The organism is Limnohabitans sp. TEGF004 (assembly GCF_027924965.1).
GTDB lineage: Bacteria > Pseudomonadota > Gammaproteobacteria > Burkholderiales > Burkholderiaceae_C > Limnohabitans.
Map to the genome: position 1 here is coordinate 2,498,995 of NZ_AP027056.1, position 22,710 is coordinate 2,521,704.

Below are 22,710 nucleotides of genomic sequence, written 5' to 3' on the forward strand. Positions count from 1 at the left end.
GTCACAGCCTGCCATTGTCCCGCATTCCTGGCCAAGTAAGCCCGCCGCCACTATCATGTCGGGTTGCCCTTTTATTTTGAGTGTCCAGTGAACGCACCTTCTGACGGCGCCTACTTAGGCCAAGCCCTGAACCACCCCTCTGCCATGCGAAACATCAGCATTCGCGGGGCGCGCACGCACAACCTGAAAAACATCGACCTGGACATTCCGCGTAACCAGCTGGTGGTGATCACGGGTTTGTCGGGTTCGGGCAAGTCCAGCCTCGCGTTTGACACGCTGTACGCCGAAGGCCAGCGCCGTTATGTGGAAAGCCTCTCGGCCTATGCCCGCCAGTTTTTGGGCCGCTTGGACAAGCCTGATGTGGACCTGATTGAGGGCCTGTCACCCGCTATCAGCATTGAGCAAAAAGCCACCAGCCACAACCCCCGCTCCACCGTGGGCACGGTGACCGAAATTCACGACTACCTGCGCTTGCTGTTTGCCCGCGCGGGCACGCCCTACTGCCCTGACCACAACTTGGCACTGCAAGCGCAAAGCGTGTCGCAAATGGTGGACGCCGTCATGGCGCTGCCCGAAGACACCAAGCTCATGCTGCTCGCGCCCATCGCGCGCAACCGCAAGGGCGAGTACAGCGAAATCTTCACGCAGCTGCAAGCGCAGGGCTATGTGCGCTTTCGCATCGAGGGCAAGGTGTACGAATACGACGAGCTGCCCGAGCTGAAGAAAACCGAGAAGCACGACATCGACGTGGTAGTGGACCGCATCAAGGTGCGTCACGAAGCGCCAGCTGCACCCGCGCCTGTGGCAGCGCCCAGCATTGGCGACATTGCCGTGGCCGCGCCGCCGCCCGGCCTGCGCCAGCGTTTGGCCGAGAGCTTTGAAGCCGCCTTGCGCTTGGCCGAAGGCCGCGCCATCGCGTTAGAGATGGACACGGGTGTAGAGCACGCGTTCAACGCCAAGTTCTCTTGTCCGCAGTGCACGTATTCCATCAGCGAGCTCGAGCCCCGCTTGTTCTCGTTCAACTCACCCGTGGGTGCTTGCCCCTCGTGCGACGGCTTGGGCCACCAAGACTATTTCGACCCCGCTCGCGTGGTGGCTTTTCCGTCACTCAGCCTGGGCAGCGGCGCCATCAAAGGCTGGGACCGCCGCAACGCGCATTACTTCACCCTGCTGGAGAGCTTGGCCAAACATTACAAGTTTGACCTCGACACCCCGTTCGAAGACTTGAGCTCCGAGACACGCCAAGTGCTGTTGTATGGCTCGGGCGAAGAAGAAATCAAATTCAACTACAGCCTTGAAAACGGCTCTGGCAAAAAGCTAAGCAAGAAGCACCCCTTCGAAGGCATCTTGGTCAACATGGAACGGCGCTACCGCGAGACCGACTCGACCGTGGTGCGCGAAGACCTCTCACGCTACCGTGGCGTACGTGCGTGTACATCCTGCGGCGGCACGCGCCTGCGTCGCGAAGCGCGCAACGTGCGCATTGGCGAAGGCGAACAAATGCGCGGTATTTTCGACATCAGCCACACCACGCTGGGCGAATGCTTTGGCTACTTCAACACGCTCAAACTGCAAGGTGCAAAAGCAGAAATTGCCGACAAAGTGGTGCGTGAAATTGCCTCACGCTTGAAATTCTTGAACGATGTGGGCTTGAACTACCTCAGCCTCGACCGCAGTGCCGACACGCTGTCGGGTGGCGAAGCACAACGCATTCGCCTTGCATCACAAATTGGCTCGGGCCTGACCGGTGTGATGTATGTGTTGGACGAGCCCAGCATCGGCTTGCACCAGCGCGACAACGACCGCCTGATCGACACCCTCAAACACCTGCGTGACATTGGCAACAGCGTGCTGGTGGTGGAGCACGACGAAGACATGATTCGCGCCGCCGACTTCTGCGTGGACATGGGCCCAGGCGCGGGCGTGCACGGCGGCCAAGTGATGGCGCGTGGCACACCTGCCGAGATTGAAGCCAACCCCAACTCATTGACGGGCCGCTACTTGGCGCAAGCGCTGCGCATCGACGTGCCAACCAAGCGCAACGCCTTCTTACCCGTGGAAGCCGAAGAGCTGAAGTTCCAACGCAAGCTGCACAAGGATGCATCGGAACACCAAGTGATTCGCATCCGTGGTGCACGTGGCAACAACTTGAAAAACGTCACCGCCGATTTCCCTGTGGGCTTGCTCACCTGCGTGACCGGTGTGTCGGGCTCGGGCAAATCTACGCTGGTCAACGACACGTTGTACACCGCTGCCGCGCACACCATTCACCGTGCACACGACGAGCCAGCGGCACACGATGAGATTACGGGCCTCGACTATTTCGACAAAGTCATCAACGTCGACCAATCGCCCATTGGCCGCACACCTCGCAGCAACCCCGCCACGTACACCGGCCTTTTCACGCCTATCCGCGAGCTGATGGCCGAAGTGCCGATGGCACGCGAACGTGGCTACGGCCCAGGGCGCTTCAGCTTCAACGTGGCCGCAGGCTCAGGCGGTGGCCGCTGCGAGGCTTGCCAAGGCGACGGCATGGTGAAAGTGGAAATGCACTTCTTGCCCGACGTGTATGTGCCCTGCGACGTGTGCCACGGCTTGCGCTACAACCGCGAAACCTTGGAGGTGATGTACAAGGGCAAAAACATTGCGCAGGTTTTAGACCTGACAGTGGAGGCCGCTTTGCAGTTCTTCAACGCCGTTCCCAACATTGCCCGCAAGCTGCAAACCTTGATGGACGTGGGCCTGTCTTACCTGCAACTCGGTCAAGCCGCCACCACCCTATCGGGTGGTGAAGCGCAGCGCGTGAAGCTGGCTTTGGAATTGAGCAAACGCGACACAGGCCGCACGCTTTACATCTTGGACGAGCCCACCACGGGCCTGCACTTTGCCGACATTGCACTGCTGCTGAAAGTACTGCAACACCTGCGCGATGCGGGCAATACCATCGTCATCATCGAGCACAACTTGGATGTGATCAAAACCGCCGACTGGCTGATTGACATGGGCCCAGAGGGCGGCAGCGGTGGTGGCACGGTGGTGGGTGTGGGCACGCCAGAAGACTTGGCGGCCAACCCTACAAGCTTTACCGGCAAGTACTTGAAACGCTTGCTACCCAGCTGAGTTCAATGCTGATGCCCATGCGTGCCATGCACATGGCGGTGGGCAATTTCTTCAGCCGTGGCGGCGCGCACATCCGTCACGGTGCAGCTGAAATGCAGCGCCTGGCCCGCCAACTCGTGGTTGCCGTCTAGGTGCACTTCGGGGCCTTTGATCTTCATCACGTTGAACACGCGCGGCTGGCCATCGTCGCCCGCACCTTGCAACTGGCCGCCCACTTTCACGCCCGGTGGAAACTCCGCCTTAGGGATGACGCGCACCAATGATTCGTCACGTTCGCCAAAGGCATCTTCGGCGCTCAAATCCAGCTTGACAGCAAAACCCACGGCTTGGCCATTGAGGGCTGCTTCGACCTTCGGAAAAATGTTTTCGTAGCCGCCGTGCAGATACGACAAATGCCCCGAGTCCAAAGGCTTGCCTGCGGGTGAGGTGACTTGGTATTTGATAGTGACGGCCGTGTCTTGAATGATTTGCATGGCTAGGCTCTGAATGAAAAATGTCATTGTCTACGACCTCTGCGGTGGCGCGTCATCAAGCCTTACCATTCACCCTCATGAAACCTGTCATCCGTACCTTCTTTAAAACCCTGCGCCTTGTGCTGGGCCCTGTCATGTTGCTCAAAGAGCGTCTCACCCAACCCAAAGGCGTGCAGCGCAACGCTGCTGCTCAAGCCGCAGTTGATATGCAATGCCAAAACTTGGCGCTGTATCAGTTCAACACCTGTCCGTTTTGCATCAAGGTCCGCCAAGAAATGCGCCGCTTGTCGCTGCCCATCGAAAAACGTGATGCGCAACACCACGTTGCCAACCGCGACGAACTGCACCAAGGCAGCGGTGCGACCAAAGTGCCTTGTTTGAAAATCACAGAAGCCAACGGCCAAACACGTTGGCTGCAAGACTCGAAGGCCATCGTGGCCTACTTGCGCGAACGCTTCGCCACGTCAGCTGCCTGAACCTCTGCATCTGCTGACACACCGCATGGAAACCGAACTCAAGCTCAGCCTGCGCCAGCAAGATGTACCCGCATTGTTGGCGCATCCGCTGCTGGCAACTTCTGCCAAAGTGCAACGCCTGCTCAACACCTACTTTGACACGCCCACTTTGGATTTGAAGCAACGCCGCATGGCTGTGCGCGAACGTTTGGCGGGCGAGCAATGGTTGCTGACCGTGAAGACCGCTGGCAAAAGCGAGAACGGTTTGTCGCGCCGCCAAGAGTGGGAAACCCCCACCATGCCCGGCGCGCTGGACTTTGCAGCATTGGTGGATGACGCTGAATTGGCCGCATCGTTGATGGCTTTGCGCACTCAATTGAAGCCCCTCTTTCGCACAGACTTTGAGCGCCACAGCTGGGTGCTGACGCACGGCAGCGCCAGCATAGAGGTGGCACTAGACCAAGGCCACATCACCGTGCCAGGCACAGCGTTGAGCGAAGATATTTTGGAATTGGAGCTAGAGCTGCTCAGTGGGCCCGAGGCGGCCCTGCATGCGTTGGCTGATGCGCTGCGCCAAACACCCAGCGGTGTGACTGCGCTCACACCATCTGACGCCAGCAAAGCACAGCGCGGATTGGCGCTGTTCGCGCAATCCGCTCAAGCCTAATAGTTAAGCAGCTTTTGCAGCCTGCAAAGTCTCACGCGTTTGCAAAGCCACGCGACGTGCAGCTTCTGCAAAGTCGTCACCCTTGGACGCATACAAAATCGCACGCGATGAGTTGACGATGATGGGGCCGGTTGTGGTGTCGCCACTCACGCGCAAGCCTGCTTTCACAGTAGCTACCGCATCGCCGCCTTGTGCGCCTACGCCAGGAATCAACAAAGGCACAGTGGGTGCGAGTTCGCGCACACGTTCAATCTCTTTAGGGTAGGTTGCACCCACCACCAAGCCAAGTTGGCCGTTGAGGTTCCAAGGGCCTTGGGCGAGTTTGGCGATGTGTTCGTACATCAAAGGCTGACCTTCGACAGACGCGAGGCGTTGGTTTTGCAGGTCGTCACCGCCGGGGTTGGAGGTGCGGCACAGCAAGAATGCGCCTTTGCCGTGGTACTTCAAATACGGGGCTACCGAGTCCCAGCCCATGAAGGGCGAGAGGGTCACCGCATCTGCGCCGTAGCGCTCGAAGGCTTCGATGGCGTATTGCTCGGCGGTGCTGCCGATGTCGCCGCGCTTGGCATCCAAGATGATCGGCACATGTGGCGCGACACGGCGCATGTGCTCCATCAAACGCTCCAACTGCCCTTCGGCGCGGTGCGCTGCAAAGTAGGCAATTTGGGGTTTGAAGCTATTCACCAGATCAGCGGTGGCATCGACGATGGCTGCGCAGAAGTCGTAAATCTTGTTCGAGTCGCCCTTGATGCGGTCTGGGAACTTGGTCGGTTCTGGGTCAAGGCCCACGCAGAGCATGGAATTGTTTTGGCGCTCTGCGGCGCCGAGCATTTCAAGGAAGGTCATGGCGTGATTTTAGAAGGCTTACCATGCACCCCATGTCAGCCCTGCCCAGCCTCACCCGCCGCCAACTTTGGACGCTCATCACACTCACCTTGGTGTGGGGCTTGAACTGGCCCATCATGAAGTTTGGCGTTACGGGTTTTCCACCGCTCACGTTTCGCAGCTTGTCGATGTTGATTGGCTTGCCGGTGCTGGGCCTCGCACTGGTGCTGATGAAAATTCCGTTTCGCATTCCGCGCAGCCACTGGCGCGAGCTGTTCACGCTGGCTGTGTTCAACATGTTTATTTGGCACGTACTGGTGATCTTGGCACTGCCCATGTTGTCGAGTGGGCGTGCGGCGATCTTGGGCTACACCATGCCCATCTTCTCGGCCATTTGGGGCGTGATTTGGTTCAACGCACCGCTGCGTGCGCGCCAATGGTTGGGCGTGATAGCCGCAGGCATTGGCGTGTTGCTGCTGCTGTGGAATGAACTCAGCCACTTGTCGGGCCAACCTGTGGGTGTGCTGATGGTGTTGGTGGCTGCATCCACTTGGGCCTATGGCACGCAGCGCCTGCGCCACACACCGATGGCCGTGCCCACGCTGACCATTGCGTTTTGGATGACGAGCATGACCACGGTATTGCTGACGGTGCTGGCCTGTGTGTTTGAGCAAGACCGCTGGCAAATGCCTGCCGAGAGCACGCAGTGGGCGATTCTTTACAACGCGCTGGGCGTGTTTGCTTTTGCGCAGGCCGCTTGGCTGACACTGGCACGTGGGCTGCCGCCTGTGGCATCTACTTTGAGCGTGATGTTCATTCCCGTGCTGGGCGTGTTCACAGGGGCGTGGCTATTGGGTGAAGTGCTGCACTGGCAAGACTGGACCGCCGTGGTGCTGATGGTGGTGGCCATTGCGTCAGTGCTGTGGCCAGCGAGGTCTACTCAGAACCCTTGAGGTGCGCCATGGCCAAACAAAGGTCTGCCCAAACCTTGGCCTTCTCCGGCAAGTTACGCAGCACGTAGTTGGGGTGATAGGTCACCACCACCGGCACGCCTTGGTACTGATACACGCGCCCACGCAGCTTGCCGTAAGGCGTGCCTTCTAGCTCGGGCACGCTGTCGCGCAACAAGGCTTGCACCGCAAAGCGGCCCATGGCCAAAATCATTTTGGGTTTCAGCAACGCCACTTGGCGCTCAAGGTAAGGCAAGCACTGCGCCACTTCTTCGGGCTTGGGGTTGCGGTTACCGGGGGGCCGACACTTGAGCACGTTAGCGATGTACACGCCGCCGCCCTCTGCGGTGCGTTCGCCCGTGCGTGACAGCTTCATCGCGCCCAACATGTTGTCGAGCAGCTTGCCGGCTTGGCCCACAAACGGCTCTCCTTGGCGATCTTCTTCTTCGCCCGGGGTTTCGCCCACGATGAGCCAATCCACTTGCGGCGTTTCGCCTTCGGGTGCAGGTGCGCCCACACCAAACACAGTGTTTTGACGCGAGCCGCACAAGGTGCAAGCTTGGCAGCCCGACACGGTGCTGTGCAAGGATGACCAATCCATTTGGTCAATGCCTTCGGGGCGTTGGATGATGATGGGTGCTGGTTCTGTCTTTGCCACTGGCGCGGGCATTTGTCGCGCTGCGGTTTCATAACCCGCTGCATTGGCAATGGCTTGTGTGGCCAACTCACTGGCAGCGGCAAAGCTGTGCGCTTCTTCTGCATGGGCTTGCATCACCACGTCAGCGGGTGCAGAAGCAGATGTGTCCACCACCAAGGTTTCCACGGCAGGCGCGCCCATGACGGCGGCCTCAGACATGGGCGACCACACGCGCACGCCCATCTCGGCCAGCATGGCGCGTTGGCGTTTGTCGAGGTGCAAGGTGTCGGTCATGGGTGAGTAGCTTACAGCTTGAGCGACATGACCACCGCGTGCTCGCGTTGGCCGTGGTCGGCGGGGTAATAGTTTTTGCGTTCGCCCACGCGGCGATAACCATAGCGCTCGTACACCTGCATGGCGCGGGTGTTACCCACGCGGACTTCTAGCCATAACCATTCGGCTTGGCGGCCACGTGCCCAGACTGACAAGGCATCAAGCATGAGCACGCCGTAGCCTTGAGCCTGAAACTCGGGCGCGACGGTGATGTTGAGCAAATGCACTTCTTCCACGCCCTCCATGGCCACAAAGTAACCAATCAAGGTGTCGCCGCCCATCAGCGCCAGCAACTGGTAGCCCGACTTGAGCGAGTCCGCAAAGTTGCCCCGCGTCCACGGGTGGGCGTAAGCGCTGTTTTCGATGCGCAGCACGTCGTCAAGCAGCGCTTCGGTCAGCGGCTCTAGGCGTACTTCGGGTTTCAAAACAGCACTCATGGCGTGGGTGGATGTGGCTATGAAAAGTTAGGGCGTGATTGTCGGTGAAGCAGTTTTATTGGCTTCGTTGGCTTGCGCGGCTTGTTCAGCTTGTTGCGCTTTGATTTGCATGCGCTCATCGGTGGTCTGCGCCACTTTGTCGCGGATGTAAAGCGGCAGCGCTTCTTCAGGAGGTACGGCAGCACCTGCGGCCCATGCAGCGGGAGCAAGGCGCAGCAGCGCGGCGGCGGCGGGCAAGGCCATCACTTGAACTGCCGTGAATGCGGTGGGCCAACGGCCTGCGTATACGGGCCACGCATTGCCTGCGGCAATGAAGCTGTCTTGCGCCCAATCAGCGGGCCAATGCAAAGATTCCGGGCCGTGCAGCTCGGGCGGCTGCACACATCGCCAAGTGCCTTGCATGAGGTTTGTGCCGTCTGCCGCATCGCTGGCGTTTGGCGTGAATTCGTACGCCGCCACATACACCTGCTCCATGCGCGCATCCATGACAGCCAGCACGCGCGTCACGGGTGCAGGGCCTGTTGAAGCATTGGCCGCACGGGCCTCTTCGGCCACAGCCAACAGAGTATCAATCGGCAACACGAGCAAGTCAGCGCCGAAAGCCAAACCCTGCGCCACCGAGCACGCCGTACGCAAGCCCGTGAACGCGCCCGGCCCACGGCCAAACACCACGGCTTGCAAATCGGTCAATGCCAAACCCGCTTCTTTCAAGAGTGCCAAGGTTTGCGGAATCATGTGCGTGGACGTGAGCGCACCGCCTGCGCTGGTGTGCGTCCATGTCTGCGTGCCGCGTGCGACCGCAAGAGAAAGAGTGTCGGTGCTGGTCTCTAAAGCCAGCCACTGGTTGGTGTGCATCCGCTGATTATCCCAGCCGTGATAATTTGCCCATGACCTGCTCGCACATGCCCTCTTTGCACCCGCTCACACCCCGCATCCATCCTGCGCGATGGCACTTTGTGCGCTCGCCTTTGGCCCATGCGTTCATGGTTTCATTCATGGTTGCCATGATGTGCGCCACAGCTCTAACGGCCCACGCAGCCCCCAGTTCCAAAGCCGTGCGCAGCGAGCCACCCAAGCACACCGCAGGCGACATTGGCCAACTACCGCCCGAAGTGCAAGCCGCGCTGCAACGCGCCAAAGTGCCGAGCGACAACTTCCATGTGATGGTGATCGACACACACACGGGCAGCACGCCACGCCTGAGCCACCAAGCCCAAGAGCGCGTGAACCCTGCTTCGCTGATGAAGCTAGCCACCACCACCGCCGCGCTTAATACGCTCGGCCCCGCCTTTGTGTGGCGCACGCCCGTGTATGTGGATGGCTCTGTGCGCGACGGCGTGTTGCACGGCAATATCTACATCAAGGGCAGCGGCGACCCACGCTTGGTGGTGGAGCGTTTGTGGCTGTTGATGCGCCGCATCCAAGGCTTGGGCATTCAAAAAATTCAGGGAGACATCGTGCTCGATCGCAGTGCATTTGATGTGCCCGCACGTGACACCGCCAGTTTTGACGGTGAACCCCTGCGCCCCTACAACGCCGCGCCTGATGCGCTGCTGCTCAACTTCAAATCACTGCTCATTCAGTTTGTACCCGACCGTGCCGCCAATGTGGCGCGTGTGCAAATCGAACCACCACTGGCCGGTGTGCAATTCCCAGCCACCGTGCCATTGAGCAACGGTGATTGCAGCGACTACCGCAGCGCCTTGCGCGCCGATTGGAGCGACGCCACACGCATCCGCTTTTCCGGCAACTACCCCGCTGTGTGTGGCGAAAAGATGTGGCCCATCGCCTATGCCGCACCTCAGCAATTTGCACCCCGCGCCATCGCGGGCATGTGGCAACAACTCGGCGGACACCTCAGCGGCCAAGTGCGTGATGGCAGCATTCCCGGCAACTTGCAGCCTACCTTCAATATTGAATCGGCCACCTTGGCCGAGACCATCCGCGACATCAACAAGTACAGCAACAACGTGATGGCTCAGCATGTGTTCCTCACACTCAGCCAACAACAACGCGGCGTGGGCAGCTTTGATGCTTCACGCGATGTGATGCAGCGCTGGTGGCGCGAGCGCGTTGGCGGCGAAGTGCCCACCTTTGACAACGGCTCTGGCCTGAGCCGTGAAGAACGCATCAGTGCACAAGCCCTCGCACGCTTGCTACAAGTGGCATGGGCCTCGCCCCATATGTCTGAGCTGATGAGCTCGCTGCCCGTCACCGGCTTAGACGGCACGATGAAACGCAGCAAAGCACAAGCCAGTGCGCATTTAAAAACCGGCAGCTTGCGCGATGTGGCCGGTGTAGCTGGATTTGTAGACACAGCCAGTGGTAAACGACTCGTGGTGGTGGCTATCCTTCATCACGCCAATGCCAATGCAGCACGCCCAGCATTAGACGCAATCATTGACTGGGCGGGCAAGCAGCCCTGATTCAGAAAGACACGAATGAACTACACCGAATGGATCGGCTACGCCGCCGCCAGCCTGACCACCGCGAGCTTTGTGCCGCAAGCGTGGCTGACCTTCAAGACCCGCGACGTGAGCGGTATTTCGTTGGGGATGTACAGCGCGTTCACCCTTGGCATTGCGCTGTGGTTGGCCTACGGCTTGCTGATTGAAGCCTGGCCCGTGGTGATTGCCAACGTGATCACGCTGGTGTTGGCTGCCAGCATTTTGGCGATGCGCTTGCGCTTTGGGCGCAAGGCTTAAGGAGCCCAACCAAACGTCTGCATGGTGTAGATCATGCGATCCGCTAAGAATCTATTCGCCAAGGGTGTCAAGTTAATGTCGTCGGCGAAGACATAGCTTTGATAGCTCGTGGCAGTCAGCGGGCTTGTGGTGTTTAGACCCCCAAGCGCACAACCAGCCATCGCCGTATGCGCTGTACACACGGGCACGTAAAGACCTGTATCTGCCGTTAAAGCCATGCCACTCACGTTGATGATTCGGGTCGAGCCGTTGGTATCAAATTGGCCTGCAAAATTATTGAAATCACTGGAACGATCTAGCAAATACACAGGTTTTCTATCTTGTCTAAAGGCTGCATTTAATTTCGTCAAAAGTAAGAAATTAAAAGAATTCAAACCCGGCAGTGAGGACGTTGTGATGCTCAGCTGCTGGATGCCAGCCAAGGATTTATTTGCAGCCCATGGTGTTCGCGCCATGTTGATCGCTGGCATCACAACAACATGCTCAGCACCTGCGGTCGTTAAACGTTGAATGGACGCAACGAGTGCACTGGCATTGCTGTCCATGCTGGTCACACCATTTGTATAAGCATCGTAAATGTCCCAGTTACCCACGGCGATGATGATCAAGTCTTTTTTTGCAACAGATCCGGCGGAGCTCAAAAACGCAGTGATTTGCGCATCCACATCAGCAACACGTGCATTGGCGGTTGCATAGCTGAATCCGCCTGTTGACGCGAGTGGATTAAGTACAGTGGCGCCGTCTGCCACACGCTTCACAACAATGCCATATCGCGCAGCAATACGTCCCGCAATCGTGTTGTCCGTCTCTCCCGTTTGCACGGTGGAAAGACCAGCGCCGGCGCCATCGACGTAGTTAAAACCATCACCGAACGCAATCACGCGTGTCGCCACAAATGGATCGACCGTACTGCTGGCACCACCACACGCAGACAACAGGGTGGCGGCCATCACGGCGCACAAGGCTTTGAGGGTTCGGCTAAAAATTGGGTTCATCACAGGCTCTCTTTTGAGTACCACGTTAGTTTAACGAGTTGGCGTGGCGGCCCGCATCAAGCGGTCTCGCACGCCATCCCATTCGGGGGATAGGGGTGGGGTTTCGACCCAAATGTATGCGACGCCTTGGGTGTCAAAGCTGCGCAATTGGGCAAACAGTTGGTGGGCGCAGTCTTGTGCCGATGTAGGCATGGCTTGGCATGTGAACGGATTCATATGGGTAGCAGGCACTTGCACGGGGCTGCGCGCCCACACGGCGACCGTTGGATGGGCGTTGTCATTGCTTGCAACGGCTTCTCTGACATACGCGTCGATTGCCTTTTGCAAATCAACCGCCGACATCAGCTGCACACAGGCCATTGGCGCGTAGTGAGATTCAAGGGTGCCCGAGGCGCGCGGTGCATCGGCATCCGGCGCAGTGGACGTAATGACCGTCACACCGCAAGCGTCGCTGAGTTGCTGCGGCGTGAGCACGCCTGGGCGCAGCAACACGGGTGCTGCGCGGGTGCAGTCGACGATGGTGGACTCAATGCCAACGTCACACGCACCACCATCAATGATGAGCAAACTGTCGCCAAACTCACCGGCCACATGCGCCGCCGTGGTGGGGCTGACACGGCCAAACAAATTGGCACTGGGTGCGGCCACACCAAACACGCCCAAGGTTTCGGCACTTTGCAGCACGGCATGTGCTGTCGGGTGCGAAGGGCAACGCAAGCCCACCGAGTTTTGCCCACCAGCCGCCACAGCGGCCACCTCGGGTCGGCGCGGCAAGATGAGCGTCAAAGGGCCGGGCCAAAAAGCATCGATGAGTTTTTGTGCAAAGTCAGGCACATGGCTGGCGAAGCGTTGCACGCCTTGTGCGCTGGCCACATGCACGATGAGCGGGTGGTTGGCAGGGCGGCCTTTGGCTTCGAAAATTTTGGCCACTGCGGCATCGTTGCCCGCGTCTGCTGCCAAGCCGTACACCGTCTCGGTGGGCAAGCCCAACAGATCACCGCGCTGCAAAGCTTGCGCAGCCGCAGTGATGGATGAGGGGGTCTGGCCGTCAAGAATCATGGGCAAACGTCAAGTGGGGCAATAACGCTGTGGGCATCCACGCCATCAAAACGGCGCAATGCCCAAAATGTCAGCCGCTTGCAAAGCCACAGCACGCGCAGCTTCTGGCGTGGCGGCGGTGATGTTGAGGTGGCCCATTTTGCGGCCCACGCGCGCTTCGGTTTTCCCATACAAGTGCAAATGCGTGCCGGGCAACGCCAGCACCTTTTGCCATGCAGGTTCAACTTGCGCAGCGTTGGCATTTGATGAATCAGCAAACCACAAATCACCCAACAAGTTGAGCATGAAAGCTGGGCTGTGCAAACGCGGTTGCGTCAAAGGCAAATCGGCCATGGTGCGGACTTGCAACTCGAACTGCGACACATCGCATGCGTCTTGGCTGTAGTGGCCGCTGTTGTGCGGGCGAGGGGCGATTTCGTTAACGACCAACGAGCTGTCAGCCAACACAAAAAACTCCACGCACAACACGCCCACATAGTTCAGCTCTTGCGCCACGGCTTTGGCTGCGGTGATGGCTTGGTTGGCCAAGGCTTCAGGCACGTTGCCCGCAAACACCTCGGTCACAGCCAAGATGCCATCGCGGTGCAAGTTGCGTTGCACGGGCAAGTTCACCATGGCGCCATCGCGGCCACGCGCCACGATGACCGAGCACTCGCTGGCCAAGGGCAACATTTTTTCTAGCACGCAAGGCACGCTTCCAAGCTTGGCCCAACCGTCGTTCAGCTCATCACGCGTAGTCACGCGCAACTGGCCTTTGCCGTCGTAGCCCATGCGGGAGGTTTTCAGGATTCCTGGCAGCAAGTTGTCAGTCACAGCGGCGAGTTGCGCTGCGGTGTCGATCACCGCATGTGGGGCCACTGGCACGCCGCATTTCACAAAGTGGGCCTTCTCACGCGCACGGTCTTGCGCTACGGCCACAGCAGACGCAGCGGGCGACACAGGCAATGTGGCAGCGAGTTGCGCCAGCGCGTCGGCGGGCACGTTTTCGAACTCGGTGGTGACCGCTTGGCACACAGCTGCGAGTTGCTTCAAGCCTGCGGGGTCCAAGTAGTCGGTGTGGATGTGGTGATGGCTCACCAAGCCTGCGGGGCTGTGCGCATCGGGGTCGAGCACCGCAGTGTTGTAGCCCATGCGCTGCGCCACATGCGCCCACATGCGGCCCAATTGGCCACCACCCAACACGCCCAAGGTGGAGCCGGGCAGCAAGGGTTTCAAAGTAATGCTCATAGGGGTGGCAACGTCATGTTGCGAGCCACTTCGGTTTGCGCCACACGGAAGGCTTGCAGCTTTTCAGCCAAGGCCGCATCGGTCGAGGCGAGCAAGGCCACCGCAAACAAAGCCGCATTGGCCGCACCTGCATTGCCAATGGCGAAGGTGGCCACTGGAATGCCTTTGGGCATTTGCACAATGCTGTGCAAAGAGTCCACGCCTTGCAAATGTTTGCTGGCCACCGGCACACCCAGCACGGGCACGATGGTTTTGGCTGCGATCATGCCGGGCAAGTGGGCTGCACCGCCTGCACCTGCGATGATGGCGCGCAGGCCACGGCCTGTGGCGCTTTCAGCGTAGGCAAACATGTCATCGGGCATGCGGTGGGCTGAAACCACGCGGGTTTCAAAAGAGACGCCAAATTCTTGGAGAATCTGGGCTGCATGTTGCATGGTGTCCCAATCGGAATTGGAACCCATGACGACACCGACTTGGCACTGGGTCATGATGTGGCTGTGTGTGAGCAAAAACGAATTTTAAGACGGGACCCCCATGATTGATGTGACGATGGAAAATTTCGAGGCCGATGTGATTGGCGCCTCACAAACCACCCCTGTGCTGGTGGACTTCTGGGCCGACTGGTGTGGCCCCTGCAAATCGTTGGGCCCAGTCCTCGAAAAGCTAGAAGCTGACTACCAAGGCCGCTTCAAGCTGGTGAAAGTCAATGCGGACACGCAGCAAGAATTGGCTGGTGCCTTTGGCGTGAAGAGCCTGCCCACCTGCATCTTGCTCATGGGCGGCCGCCCTGTGGACGGTTTCATGGGTGCGTTGCCCTTGGCACAAGTGCGCGAATTCTTAGACAAGCATTTGCCATCTGACAACGAAGTGGCGGCTCAAGCCGATGCCCAAGAAGCCGAGCAACTCATCAACGCGGGCGATGCGCAAGCCGCCATCGCCAAGCTGCAAGAGGCTTTGAGCCTCAACACCGCTGACGACGAAACCCGTTACAACTTGGTCAAGCTGCTGATTTCTGTGGGCGAATTAGAAGAAGCGCAAGCCGCATTGGCGCCTAAGCTGACCGAAATTCCATTGCAACTGCGCTTTGATGCGCTCAACTACTGGCTACAAGCTTTGGTGTTTGTTGCCACCGACGAGCGTGCCGCTTGGACGTTCGAGCAGTTCGAAGCCGCCATCGCCCAAAACAAACGCGACTTCGACACCCGCTTGGCCAAAGCCCGCGTGCTGATTGCCGCTGAATTGTTTGAAGCCGCGATGGACGAATTGCTGGAAATCATCATGCGCGACAAAACGTGGGGCAACGATGTAGCGCGCAAAACCTATGTGTCCATCTTGGAACTGATGACACCACCCAAGCCCAAAACGGACGATGCCGCCTTCGGCAAATCCGCAGGCGGCATCGAGTTAACCGGCAAAGCCGCGGTGCAAGAAGATCCCGTGTTGGAGTTGATTTCTCGCTACCGCCGCAAGCTCAGCATGGCGCTGAACTGAGGTTTCAGTCCTTCAACCGATCCCAAGCCTCTTGGTACTTGGCAGCGGTTTGGGCAATCACCTCTTGCGGCAAATGCGGTGCAGGCGGTGATTTGCTCCAAGGCTTGCCTTGCACTTGGGCGGTTTCTAGCCAATCGCGCAAGAACTGCTTGTCGTAGCTCGGTGGGTTCACGCCGCCTTTGAAGCTTTGTGCGTAGCTGTCAGCAGGCCAGTAGCGTGATGAATCTGGTGTGAGCACCTCGTCCATCAACACGAGGTCGTTGTTGGCATCCAAACCAAACTCAAACTTCGTGTCGGCAATGATGATGCCTTTGGCCGCTGCCACATCGCGCGCGGTTTCGTACAAAGCGATGCTGACGGTTTTGATTTTCTCGGCCAAGCCGCCACCAATCATCTCGACCACTTGTTCGTAAGTGATGTTCTCGTCATGGTCACCCACCGCCGCTTTGGCTGCAGGCGTGAAGATGGGCTCTGGCAATTTGCTGGCGTTCTTCAAACCTTTGGGCAGCTTGACGCCGCACACCGCTTGGTTCTCTTGGTATTCCTGCCAGCCGCTGCCGGCCAAATAGCCACGCACCACCGCTTCCACAGGAATGGGCTTCAAGCGTTTGACCAACATCGAGCGGCCTGTGACTTGTGCCACTTCGTCCGCGCTCACCACGCTCTCAGGCGCTTCGCCTGTCAGGTGGTTGGGGCAAATGTGGCCGAGTTTGCCAAACCAAAACAAAGCCATCTGGGTGAGCAATTCGCCCTTGCCTGGAATGGCTTCGCCCATGATGACGTCAAACGCGCTGATGCGGTCTGAAGCAACCATCAAGATACGGTCGTCGCCTACGGCGTAGTTGTCGCGCACTTTGCCGCGTGCGAGCAAAGGCAAAGAAGTGAGCGCAGAAGTGTGCAGAGCGGTCATGGATTACTTCACCAACTGAGCGAGTTCGCCCTTGGCGTACTTGGCCGCCACCACAGAGAGGCTGTCGCCCTTGACCTTGCTGCCTTGGCCTTCGCAACCGAATTCCAAATAACGTTGTTTGCAAATGTTCATCGCAGCTTCGCGGGCAGGCTTGAGCCATTCGCGGGCATCGAATTTTTCTGGATTCTCAAACATAAACTTGCGAGCCGCAGCCGTCATGGCCAAACGAATGTCGGTGTCGATGTTGACCTTGCGCACGCCATGCTTGATGGCTTCTTGAATTTCAGACACGGGCACGCCAAACGTCGTTTTCATCTTGCCGCCGTATTGGTTGATGATGGCCAACAGGTCTTGCGGCACGCTGCTTGAGCCGTGCATGACCAAGTGGGTGTTGGGGATGCGTGCGTGAATTTCTTTGACGCGGCTGATGGCCAAGATGTCGCCCGTGGGCTCACGTGTGAACTTGTAGGCGCCGTGGCTGGTGCCAATCGCAATCGCCAGGGCATCGAGCTGTGTGGCTTTGACAAACTGTGCGGCTTCTTCGGGGTCGGTCAACATTTGGCTGTGGTCGAGTTTGCCCACGGCGCCGATGCCGTCTTCTTCACCCGCTTCGCCCGTTTCTAAGTTACCCAAGCAACCCAACTCGCCTTCGACCGACACGCCCACTTTGTGCGCCATGGCCACCACTTGCTGGGTGACTTGCACGTTGTACTCAAAGCTAGAAGGCGTTTTGCCGTCTTCCATCAACGAGCCGTCCATCATGACGGAGCCAAAGCCAAGGTCAATCGCGCCTTGGCAAATCTTGGGCGAAGTGCCGTGGTCTTGATGCATGACCAAAGGAATGTGTGGGTAGGCTTCGGTGGCGGCTTGAATCAAATGCTTGATAAACGGCTCACCCGCGTATTTGCGTGCGCCAGCACTGGCTTGCAAAATGACTGGCGCGCCCACAGCGTCAGCAGCCATCATCACGGCTTGCACTTGTTCCAAGTTGTTGACGTTGAAAGCTGGAATGCCGTAACCGTGCTCTGCAGCGTGGTCCAGAAGTTCGCGCATCGATACGAGTGCCATGGGGAATCCTCAAAAATTAAAAACTTGTGTAACTGCTGACAATTTTAAAGGCCGCAGTTACCCCCATTAACGAACTTCGCAAATACGCAGCATGTTGGTGCCGCCAGGCGTGCCCATCGGGTCGCCACAGGTGATGGCGTACACGTCGCCTGCATCCACAATTCCGCGCAGCTTCAAGTGCGCTTCAGCTTGCGCGAGAGCGGTATCGCGGTCAGCGCTGGTGTCCATCAACAAAGGGCGAACATTGCGGAACAAGGCCATGCGGCGTTGCGACGCCACCTTGGTGGTCACCGCATAAATAGGGATGTGAATGCGGTGGCGGCTCATCCACAGCGCGGTGGAGCCCGACTCGGTCAAGGCCACGATGGCTTTGGCGCCCAAGTGGTGTGCCGTGAAGAGCGCCCCCATGGCAATGGTTTGGTCAATGCGGTTGAAGGTTTGGCCTTTGAAATCAGCGTCCAGTTCTACGTCCTCGGCAGCCTCGGCGGCCTCGCAAATTTTGGACATTTCTTCCACGGTTTCCAGCGGGTACTTGCCTGCGGCAGTTTCGGCGCTGAGCATGACGGCATCTGTGCCGTCAATCACGGCGTTGGCCACATCACTCACCTCGGCGCGAGTGGGCACGGGGTTGGTGATCATGCTCTCCATCATTTGCGTGGCGGTGATCACCACCTTGTCGTGCTGACGTGCCAGCTTGATCATGCGTTTTTGCAGCGCAGGCACTGCTGCGTTGCCCACTTCTACCGCCAAGTCGCCTCGCGCCACCATGATGCCGTCGCTGGCACGCAAAATTTCGTCGAGCAGCGGGATGGCCTCAGCACGTTCAATCTTGGCTATCAAGCCCGGCTTGTGTTTGTACTCAGCGCCAGCCACGTTGGCCAGTTGGCGCGCCATTTCCATGTCTGTGGCGTTTTTGGGAAAGCTCACGGCAAGGTAGTCGGCTTGGAAGCTCATCGCGGTTTTGATGTCTTCCATGTCTTTGGCGGTCAACGCAGGCGCGGTCAAGCCGCCGCCTTGTTTGTTGATGCCTTTGTTGTTCGACAACTCGCCACCAATCTTCACTGTGGTGTGCACTTGTTCGCCGCGCACGGCTTCGACGGTCAACACAATCAAGCCATCGTTGAGCAACAGCAAATCGCCGGGCTTCACATCGCGTGGCAGCTCTTTGTAGTCAAGGCCCACGCCTTGCAAATCGCCGGGCTCGGTGCGTGAGGCATCGAGCACAAACTTCGCGCCGTTTTCCAGCATGACCTTGCCATCGACAAACTTGCCCACGCGGATTTTTGGGCCTTGCAGGTCGGCCATGATGGCCACTTCGCGGCCTGCACGGGCTGCGGCTTCGCGCACCAAACGGGCGCGATCGATGTGGTCTTGAGCTTTGCCGTGGCTGAAATTAAGGCGCACCACGTTGACGCCGGCGCGAATCATGGCTTCAAGCAATGCAGGGTCGCTGGAAGCTGGGCCTAAAGTAGCAACAATTTTGGTCGCGTGACGTGCCATATTCTTTGTCTCCGTATGTGTTTTGTTTGTTTCATTCTTGCACGCCTCAAGCGCCCCAGCGCATGGGGTTGCAGGGTTAAGGGCCTTAAGAACGAATTCTTTTTGTCTCTTTTTAACCGATGGCCTTGACCCACCAACGGGTAAACACCCTCTTTTTTGGCGTATGCAGCGATAATGGCGTGAACAGTTGATGCAAATCAGTGCGCATCTTCGCAGGCCACCTAAGATTCAATTCCTATGACCACACATATCCAACCGATCCTTCCCGGCGAACCCATGCCACACCGCAAAGTTATGCGCGAGTGGTTGATTCCATTGGCAGAGCGCACCACAGCGCTGGCTATTGTCATGCTCGTCGTCGACTACGTGCTGTGGGCAGCACTGTTGACAGGCACCGTATACTTTGACGCGTGGTGGGCCAAGCTCTTGTGCGGCTGCGTCGCAGGCTTTGTGATTGGCCGCTTGTTCATCTTGGGCCACGATGCTTGCCACCAAAGCCTCACACCGCACCGCAACCTCAACAAGTGGTTGGGCCGCATTGCTTTCTTGCCCTCGTTGACCGCCTATAGCTTGTGGGACATCGGCCACAACGTGGTGCACCACGGCTACACCAACCTCAAAAACTTCGACTTCGTGTGGGCCCCCTACACCCCCGAAGAGTACGCTGCGCTGAGCCCCATGCAAAAGCTCAAAGACCGCGTGTACCGCAGCGGCTGGGCACCTGGCCTGTACTACATGATCGAAATCTGGTGGAACAAGATGGTGTTCCCCAACGAAAAGAACATGCCTACACGCCGCCCTATCTTCACAAAAGACTGCTGGCTCATCACCGGCTTCGGCGCTGCTTGGGTGGCTGTCATGGCTTGGGCCGCAGTGGCCACAGGCCAAACCATTGGCTACATCTTGCTGATGGGCGTGATCATTCCATTCTTCTTCTGGGTGACCATGATTGGTTTCGTGGTGTACGTGCACCACACCCATGTGGACGTGTCTTGGCACGAGGAGCGCACCGGCTGGTCAAAGGCTTCGCCTTTTGTGTCCACCACCGTGCACTTGACCTTCCCATTCAACATCGGCGCGTTGATGCACCACATCATGGAGCACACCGCTCATCACTTGGACATGAGCATTCCTCTGTACAAGCTGAAACAAGCGCAAAGCAAACTCGAAGAATTGCTGCCAGAACGCATCATCGTTCAGCCCTTCTCTTGGAGCTGGTATGTGCAAACCGCTCGCGACTGCAAGCTGTATGACTTCAAAACCGACAGCTGGATGACATACGAAGGCAAGGTCACGAGCCCTCGCGCCATGAAAGCAGCCTAATCGCCATCGCCAGATTCAAAGCCCCGCAAGTTCACACGAATTTGCGGGGCTTTTTCTTGTACGCTTCTCACCCATGAAACGCCTAGTCTTAATGTCGCTGCTCCTCGCCTCTGCCGCCGCACAGGCCATGTGGGTAACCGTCACGCGCAACGAAGTGGCCACCGTCTACATCGACTCAAGCGCCATCACCAAAATGGGCTACAACCGCCGCGTGTGGGTGGTGTACGACCTGACCAGTCCCGACAAAACGGGCCAGCAGTCGGTCAAATCGCACATCGACTACGACTGCACCGAAGGCAAATACCGAACCATCAGCGCCACCAGCCACCCCAACAAAATGGGCAATGGCCCCGCCATCAAAGCCCTGCCCGTGGCTGAAGGCTGGCGGCCTGTGAGCCAAGACAGCATGAGCCGGCAGTTGTTTTCGTTTGCTTGTGCTTGGTAATTAACCCGCAGCGCGCTTGGTCAAAATTTCAAACGCTGGCAAGGTCTTGCCTTCCAGCACTTCCAAGAAAGCGCCGCCGCCGGTAGAGATGTAGCCCACTTGTTTTTCGATGCCGTACTTGGCAATGGCAGCCAAGGTGTCGCCGCCACCTGCGATGCTGAACGCGCTCGATTCGGCAATGGCGTGCGCAATGGTCTTCGTGCCGTTCTCAAACGCGGCAAATTCAAACACACCCACAGGGCCGTTCCACACAATCGTGCCGGCCTTCATCAGCTGCTCGGCCAACTTGGTGGCGGTCTCTGGGCCGATGTCCAAAATCATGTCGTCGTCGGCCACGTCGGTGGCTTTCTTGACGGTGGCCACTGCATCAGCGGCAAAGGTCTTAGCGGTCACCACGTCGGTGGGGATTGGCACCTCTGCGCCGCGTGCTTTCATGATGTCGATCACAGCTTTGGCCTCATTCACCAAATCGTGCTCGGCCAAGCTCTTGCCGATGTTCAAGCCAGCGGCCAGCATGAAGGTGTTGGCAATGCCACCACCCACGATGAGCTGGTCCACGTTGTTAGCCAAGCTCTTGAGGATGGTCAGCTTGGTGGACACCTTGCTGCCCGCCACGATGGCGGCCAATGGGCGTTTGGGGTTGGCCAAGGCTTTGGTGATGGCGTCAATCTCAGCCGCTAACAGGGGGCCTGCACAGGCCACGGGCGCGTATTGCGCGATGCCGTAGGTGGTGCCTTCGGCGCGGTGCGATGTACCAAACGCATCGTGCACAAAAATGTCGCACAGCGCGCCCAGCTTGCGGGCCAATTCGTCGTTGTTCTTTTTCTCGCCTTTGTTCACGCGGCAGTTCTCGAGCAGCACCACTTGGCCTGGTTCGACCTTCACGCCGTCCACCCAATTGGCCACCAGCGGCACATCGCGGCCTAACAGCTCGCCCAAGCGCTTGGCCACAGGAGCCAATGAATCTTCGGGTTTGAATTCGCCCTCGGTGGGGCGACCCAAGTGAGATGTGACCATCACTGCTGCACCAGCCTTGAGCGCCATTTCGATCGCGGGCACAGAGGCGCGCACGCGTGTGTCTTCTGTGATGTTGCCTGCGTCGTCTTGCGGCACGTTCAGGTCGGCGCGGATGAAAACACGTTTGCCCTTGGCCGAGCCGTTGGCGCACAAATCAGAGAAGCGAATGACGTTCATGGGAAATAAGAAAAAGTTTGAAACTGTATAGATTCTAAAAGTTTCACCTTGCAGCAACTTGGCAGCCGTTCCAACGGCTTTTCAAACGGCTGATGAGCGTTTTAGCCTCGTCCAACAAACGGCATCTTGGTCGCCATCACCGTCATGAACAGCACATTGGCCGACAGCGGCAAACGCGCCATGGCCATGAAGCTGTCCACCACGCCTTGCATGTCCATGCGGGCTTCGGGCTTCACGCTGCCGTCGGCCTGCAAAGCGCCAGCAGCGAACTTTTCGGTCATGTCGCTGGCCACGTTGCCAATGTCAATCTGGCCCACCGCAATGTCAAACGCGCGGCCATCCAACGACGCAGCTTTGGTCATGCCCGTGATGGCGTGCTTGGTGGCCGTGTAGGCGATAGAACCTGGACGCGGTGCATGTGCAGAAATCGACCCGTTGTTGATGATGCGACCGCCCTGTGGGCTCTGATCTTTCATCAACTTGAACGCGTGCGAGAGGCAATAAAACGCGCCATTGAAATTCACATCCACCGAACGACGCCAATCTTCGCCCGTCAAATCGCCGGGCATGGTGGCAGGCAAAAAGATGCCTGCATTGTTGAACAGCAAATCCAAGCGGCCGTAGTTCACGCGCACCTGCTCAAACAGTTTGGCCACATCGTCCTCGTTGCTCACGTCGCAAGGCACAGCCAAGGCATTACCCGCATTTGCGCCCGCCGCTTGCACGGTGGACTGCAGCGCATCCGCACGACGCCCCACCAACACCACCTTCCAACCTTCGGCCAACAACGCCAACGCGCATGCTTTGCCAATGCCAGAACTGGCGCCTGTGACGATTGCTACTTTGCTCATGGGGATGCTCCTGTGTAATGCTTGGATTGTGAACAAGCTGGCGGC

23 protein-coding genes are annotated in these 22,710 nt (G+C 58.3%); 9 read left to right on the forward strand and 14 right to left on the reverse strand.

Annotated features, from left to right (window positions below):
• The first annotated feature begins 144 nt into the window (after positions 1 to 144).
• Positions 145 to 3,120, forward strand: a complete 2,976-nt coding sequence (uvrA, locus tag LINBF2_RS12270) for an excinuclease ABC subunit UvrA (RefSeq protein WP_281891338.1) — start codon at positions 145 to 147, stop codon at positions 3,118 to 3,120.
• A gap of 2 nt (positions 3,121 to 3,122) precedes the next feature.
• Here uvrA and LINBF2_RS12275 read toward each other — a convergent pair whose 3' ends face one another.
• The gene (locus LINBF2_RS12275) at positions 3,123 to 3,593 is read right to left on the reverse strand and encodes a peptidylprolyl isomerase (RefSeq protein ID WP_281889238.1); all 471 of its coding nucleotides are present in this window, start codon (positions 3,591 to 3,593) and stop codon (positions 3,123 to 3,125) included.
• Between the two features lie 26 nt (positions 3,594 to 3,619).
• Between LINBF2_RS12275 and LINBF2_RS12280 the strand changes: the two genes are divergently transcribed.
• Both LINBF2_RS12280 and LINBF2_RS12285 read left to right on the forward strand, forming a co-directional pair.
• Positions 3,620 to 4,069, forward strand: a complete 450-nt coding sequence (locus LINBF2_RS12280) for a glutaredoxin (RefSeq protein ID WP_281889240.1) — start codon at positions 3,620 to 3,622, stop codon at positions 4,067 to 4,069.
• Between the two features lie 25 nt (positions 4,070 to 4,094).
• The gene (locus LINBF2_RS12285) at positions 4,095 to 4,715 is read left to right on the forward strand and encodes a CYTH domain-containing protein (protein ID WP_281889242.1); all 621 of its coding nucleotides are present in this window, start codon (positions 4,095 to 4,097) and stop codon (positions 4,713 to 4,715) included.
• 3 nt (positions 4,716 to 4,718) lie between these two features.
• Here LINBF2_RS12285 and pyrF read toward each other — a convergent pair whose 3' ends face one another.
• A complete protein-coding gene (pyrF, locus tag LINBF2_RS12290; RefSeq protein ID WP_281889244.1) occupies positions 4,719 to 5,561 on the reverse strand; it encodes an orotidine-5'-phosphate decarboxylase in 843 nt (280 codons plus the stop codon).
• Between the two features lie 23 nt (positions 5,562 to 5,584).
• Here pyrF and LINBF2_RS12295 point away from each other — a divergent pair, with 23 nt between their 5' ends.
• Positions 5,585 to 6,493 carry an EamA family transporter gene (locus LINBF2_RS12295; protein WP_281889246.1) on the forward strand — a complete coding sequence of 303 codons (909 nt, stop codon included), beginning with the start codon at positions 5,585 to 5,587 and terminating at the stop codon, positions 6,491 to 6,493.
• Here the strand turns inward: LINBF2_RS12295 and LINBF2_RS12300 are convergent.
• From LINBF2_RS12300 to tsaB, 3 genes are read right to left on the reverse strand one after another with little or no spacing between them, the layout of a single operon-like run.
• Positions 6,477 to 7,421, reverse strand: coding sequence for a uracil-DNA glycosylase (locus LINBF2_RS12300; protein ID WP_281889248.1), 945 nt, complete (start codon positions 7,419 to 7,421; stop codon positions 6,477 to 6,479). The genes LINBF2_RS12295 and LINBF2_RS12300 overlap by 17 nt on opposite strands.
• Positions 7,422 to 7,432: 11 nt before the next feature.
• Positions 7,433 to 7,897, reverse strand: a complete 465-nt coding sequence (gene rimI, locus LINBF2_RS12305) for a ribosomal protein S18-alanine N-acetyltransferase (RefSeq protein WP_104800445.1) — start codon at positions 7,895 to 7,897, stop codon at positions 7,433 to 7,435.
• Positions 7,898 to 7,924: 27 nt separating this feature from the next.
• Positions 7,925 to 8,752: a tRNA (adenosine(37)-N6)-threonylcarbamoyltransferase complex dimerization subunit type 1 TsaB gene (gene tsaB / locus LINBF2_RS12310; protein ID WP_281889250.1), complete on the reverse strand. Its 828-nt coding sequence runs from the start codon at positions 8,750 to 8,752 to the stop codon at positions 7,925 to 7,927.
• A 32-nt stretch (positions 8,753 to 8,784) separates the two neighbouring features.
• On the opposite strand from tsaB, the gene dacB reads away from it, so the two are divergent.
• Together dacB and LINBF2_RS12320 are read left to right on the forward strand one after the other, a co-directional pair.
• Positions 8,785 to 10,323 (forward strand): D-alanyl-D-alanine carboxypeptidase/D-alanyl-D-alanine-endopeptidase, encoded by a 1,539-nt coding sequence (gene dacB / locus LINBF2_RS12315; protein WP_281889252.1) that lies wholly within the window; start codon positions 8,785 to 8,787, stop codon positions 10,321 to 10,323.
• Positions 10,324 to 10,338: 15 nt separating this feature from the next.
• Positions 10,339 to 10,602, forward strand: coding sequence for a SemiSWEET transporter (locus LINBF2_RS12320; protein WP_104800442.1), 264 nt, complete (start codon positions 10,339 to 10,341; stop codon positions 10,600 to 10,602).
• Here the strand turns inward: LINBF2_RS12320 and LINBF2_RS12325 are convergent.
• The 4 genes from LINBF2_RS12325 to purE are packed head-to-tail and all read right to left on the reverse strand — an operon-like array spanning position 10,599 to position 14,371.
• Positions 10,599 to 11,597: an SGNH/GDSL hydrolase family protein gene (locus LINBF2_RS12325; protein ID WP_281889255.1), complete on the reverse strand. Its 999-nt coding sequence runs from the start codon at positions 11,595 to 11,597 to the stop codon at positions 10,599 to 10,601. The genes LINBF2_RS12320 and LINBF2_RS12325 overlap by 4 nt on opposite strands.
• A gap of 30 nt (positions 11,598 to 11,627) precedes the next feature.
• Positions 11,628 to 12,656 (reverse strand): L-threonylcarbamoyladenylate synthase, encoded by a 1,029-nt coding sequence (locus LINBF2_RS12330; protein WP_281891339.1) that lies wholly within the window; start codon positions 12,654 to 12,656, stop codon positions 11,628 to 11,630.
• A gap of 45 nt (positions 12,657 to 12,701) precedes the next feature.
• Positions 12,702 to 13,883 (reverse strand): 5-(carboxyamino)imidazole ribonucleotide synthase, encoded by a 1,182-nt coding sequence (locus tag LINBF2_RS12335; RefSeq protein ID WP_281889257.1) that lies wholly within the window; start codon positions 13,881 to 13,883, stop codon positions 12,702 to 12,704.
• Complete coding sequence (gene purE, locus LINBF2_RS12340) at positions 13,880 to 14,371, reverse strand: 5-(carboxyamino)imidazole ribonucleotide mutase (RefSeq protein ID WP_281889259.1); 492 nt, start codon at positions 14,369 to 14,371, stop codon at positions 13,880 to 13,882. Before purE ends, LINBF2_RS12335 begins: the two co-directional genes overlap by 4 nt.
• A gap of 46 nt (positions 14,372 to 14,417) precedes the next feature.
• Between purE and trxA the strand changes: the two genes are divergently transcribed.
• On the forward strand, positions 14,418 to 15,374 hold the full coding sequence (trxA, locus tag LINBF2_RS12345; RefSeq protein ID WP_281889261.1) for a thioredoxin: 957 nt from the start codon (positions 14,418 to 14,420) through the stop codon (positions 15,372 to 15,374).
• Positions 15,375 to 15,378: 4 nt separating this feature from the next.
• Here the strand turns inward: trxA and LINBF2_RS12350 are convergent, their stop codons facing one another.
• From LINBF2_RS12350 to pyk, 3 genes are all read right to left on the reverse strand, one after another.
• On the reverse strand, positions 15,379 to 16,284 hold the full coding sequence (locus LINBF2_RS12350) for a phosphoribosylaminoimidazolesuccinocarboxamide synthase (protein WP_281889263.1): 906 nt from the start codon (positions 16,282 to 16,284) through the stop codon (positions 15,379 to 15,381).
• A 3-nt stretch (positions 16,285 to 16,287) separates the two neighbouring features.
• The gene (gene fba / locus LINBF2_RS12355; protein WP_104800435.1) at positions 16,288 to 17,352 is read right to left on the reverse strand and encodes a class II fructose-bisphosphate aldolase; all 1,065 of its coding nucleotides are present in this window, start codon (positions 17,350 to 17,352) and stop codon (positions 16,288 to 16,290) included.
• Between the two features lie 66 nt (positions 17,353 to 17,418).
• The gene (gene pyk / locus LINBF2_RS12360) at positions 17,419 to 18,852 is read right to left on the reverse strand and encodes a pyruvate kinase (protein WP_104800434.1); all 1,434 of its coding nucleotides are present in this window, start codon (positions 18,850 to 18,852) and stop codon (positions 17,419 to 17,421) included.
• A 237-nt stretch (positions 18,853 to 19,089) separates the two neighbouring features.
• Here pyk and LINBF2_RS12365 point away from each other — a divergent pair, with 237 nt between their 5' ends.
• A complete protein-coding gene (locus tag LINBF2_RS12365) occupies positions 19,090 to 20,175 on the forward strand; it encodes a fatty acid desaturase (protein ID WP_281889266.1) in 1,086 nt (361 codons plus the stop codon).
• Positions 20,176 to 20,248: 73 nt separating this feature from the next.
• The gene (locus tag LINBF2_RS12370) at positions 20,249 to 20,620 is read left to right on the forward strand and encodes a surface-adhesin E family protein (RefSeq protein ID WP_281889268.1); all 372 of its coding nucleotides are present in this window, start codon (positions 20,249 to 20,251) and stop codon (positions 20,618 to 20,620) included.
• On the opposite strand, the gene LINBF2_RS12375 is transcribed toward LINBF2_RS12370, so the two are convergent.
• Entirely contained in the window at positions 20,621 to 21,814 is a 1,194-nt protein-coding gene (locus LINBF2_RS12375; RefSeq protein ID WP_281889270.1) for a phosphoglycerate kinase, read from the reverse strand.
• 101 nt (positions 21,815 to 21,915) lie between these two features.
• On the reverse strand, positions 21,916 to 22,665 hold the full coding sequence (locus LINBF2_RS12380) for an SDR family oxidoreductase (RefSeq protein ID WP_281889272.1): 750 nt from the start codon (positions 22,663 to 22,665) through the stop codon (positions 21,916 to 21,918).
• Positions 22,666 to 22,710 lie beyond the last annotated feature (45 nt).

Coding starts and splice junctions, on each gene's coding strand:
- uvrA (WP_281891338.1), top strand. CDS start 145: ATGCGAAACATCAGCATTCGCGGGGCGCGCACGCACAACCTGAAAAAC.
- LINBF2_RS12275 (WP_281889238.1), bottom strand. CDS start 3,593: ATGCAAATCATTCAAGACACGGCCGTCACTATCAAATACCAAGTCACC.
- LINBF2_RS12285 (WP_281889242.1), top strand. CDS start 4,095: ATGGAAACCGAACTCAAGCTCAGCCTGCGCCAGCAAGATGTACCCGCA.
- pyrF (WP_281889244.1), bottom strand. CDS start 5,561: ATGACCTTCCTTGAAATGCTCGGCGCCGCAGAGCGCCAAAACAATTCC.
- LINBF2_RS12295 (WP_281889246.1), top strand. CDS start 5,585: ATGCACCCCATGTCAGCCCTGCCCAGCCTCACCCGCCGCCAACTTTGG.
- LINBF2_RS12300 (WP_281889248.1), bottom strand. CDS start 7,421: ATGACCGACACCTTGCACCTCGACAAACGCCAACGCGCCATGCTGGCC.
- rimI (WP_104800445.1), bottom strand. CDS start 7,897: ATGAGTGCTGTTTTGAAACCCGAAGTACGCCTAGAGCCGCTGACCGAA.
- tsaB (WP_281889250.1), bottom strand. CDS start 8,752: ATGCACACCAACCAGTGGCTGGCTTTAGAGACCAGCACCGACACTCTT.
- dacB (WP_281889252.1), top strand. CDS start 8,785: ATGACCTGCTCGCACATGCCCTCTTTGCACCCGCTCACACCCCGCATC.
- LINBF2_RS12320 (WP_104800442.1), top strand. CDS start 10,339: ATGAACTACACCGAATGGATCGGCTACGCCGCCGCCAGCCTGACCACC.
- LINBF2_RS12325 (WP_281889255.1), bottom strand. CDS start 11,597: ATGAACCCAATTTTTAGCCGAACCCTCAAAGCCTTGTGCGCCGTGATG.
- LINBF2_RS12330 (WP_281891339.1), bottom strand. CDS start 12,656: ATGATTCTTGACGGCCAGACCCCCTCATCCATCACTGCGGCTGCGCAA.
- LINBF2_RS12335 (WP_281889257.1), bottom strand. CDS start 13,883: ATGAGCATTACTTTGAAACCCTTGCTGCCCGGCTCCACCTTGGGCGTG.
- purE (WP_281889259.1), bottom strand. CDS start 14,371: ATGACCCAGTGCCAAGTCGGTGTCGTCATGGGTTCCAATTCCGATTGG.
- trxA (WP_281889261.1), top strand. CDS start 14,418: ATGATTGATGTGACGATGGAAAATTTCGAGGCCGATGTGATTGGCGCC.
- LINBF2_RS12350 (WP_281889263.1), bottom strand. CDS start 16,284: ATGACCGCTCTGCACACTTCTGCGCTCACTTCTTTGCCTTTGCTCGCA.
- fba (WP_104800435.1), bottom strand. CDS start 17,352: ATGGCACTCGTATCGATGCGCGAACTTCTGGACCACGCTGCAGAGCAC.
- pyk (WP_104800434.1), bottom strand. CDS start 18,852: ATGGCACGTCACGCGACCAAAATTGTTGCTACTTTAGGCCCAGCTTCC.
- LINBF2_RS12365 (WP_281889266.1), top strand. CDS start 19,090: ATGACCACACATATCCAACCGATCCTTCCCGGCGAACCCATGCCACAC.
- LINBF2_RS12370 (WP_281889268.1), top strand. CDS start 20,249: ATGAAACGCCTAGTCTTAATGTCGCTGCTCCTCGCCTCTGCCGCCGCA.
- LINBF2_RS12375 (WP_281889270.1), bottom strand. CDS start 21,814: ATGAACGTCATTCGCTTCTCTGATTTGTGCGCCAACGGCTCGGCCAAG.
- LINBF2_RS12380 (WP_281889272.1), bottom strand. CDS start 22,665: ATGAGCAAAGTAGCAATCGTCACAGGCGCCAGTTCTGGCATTGGCAAA.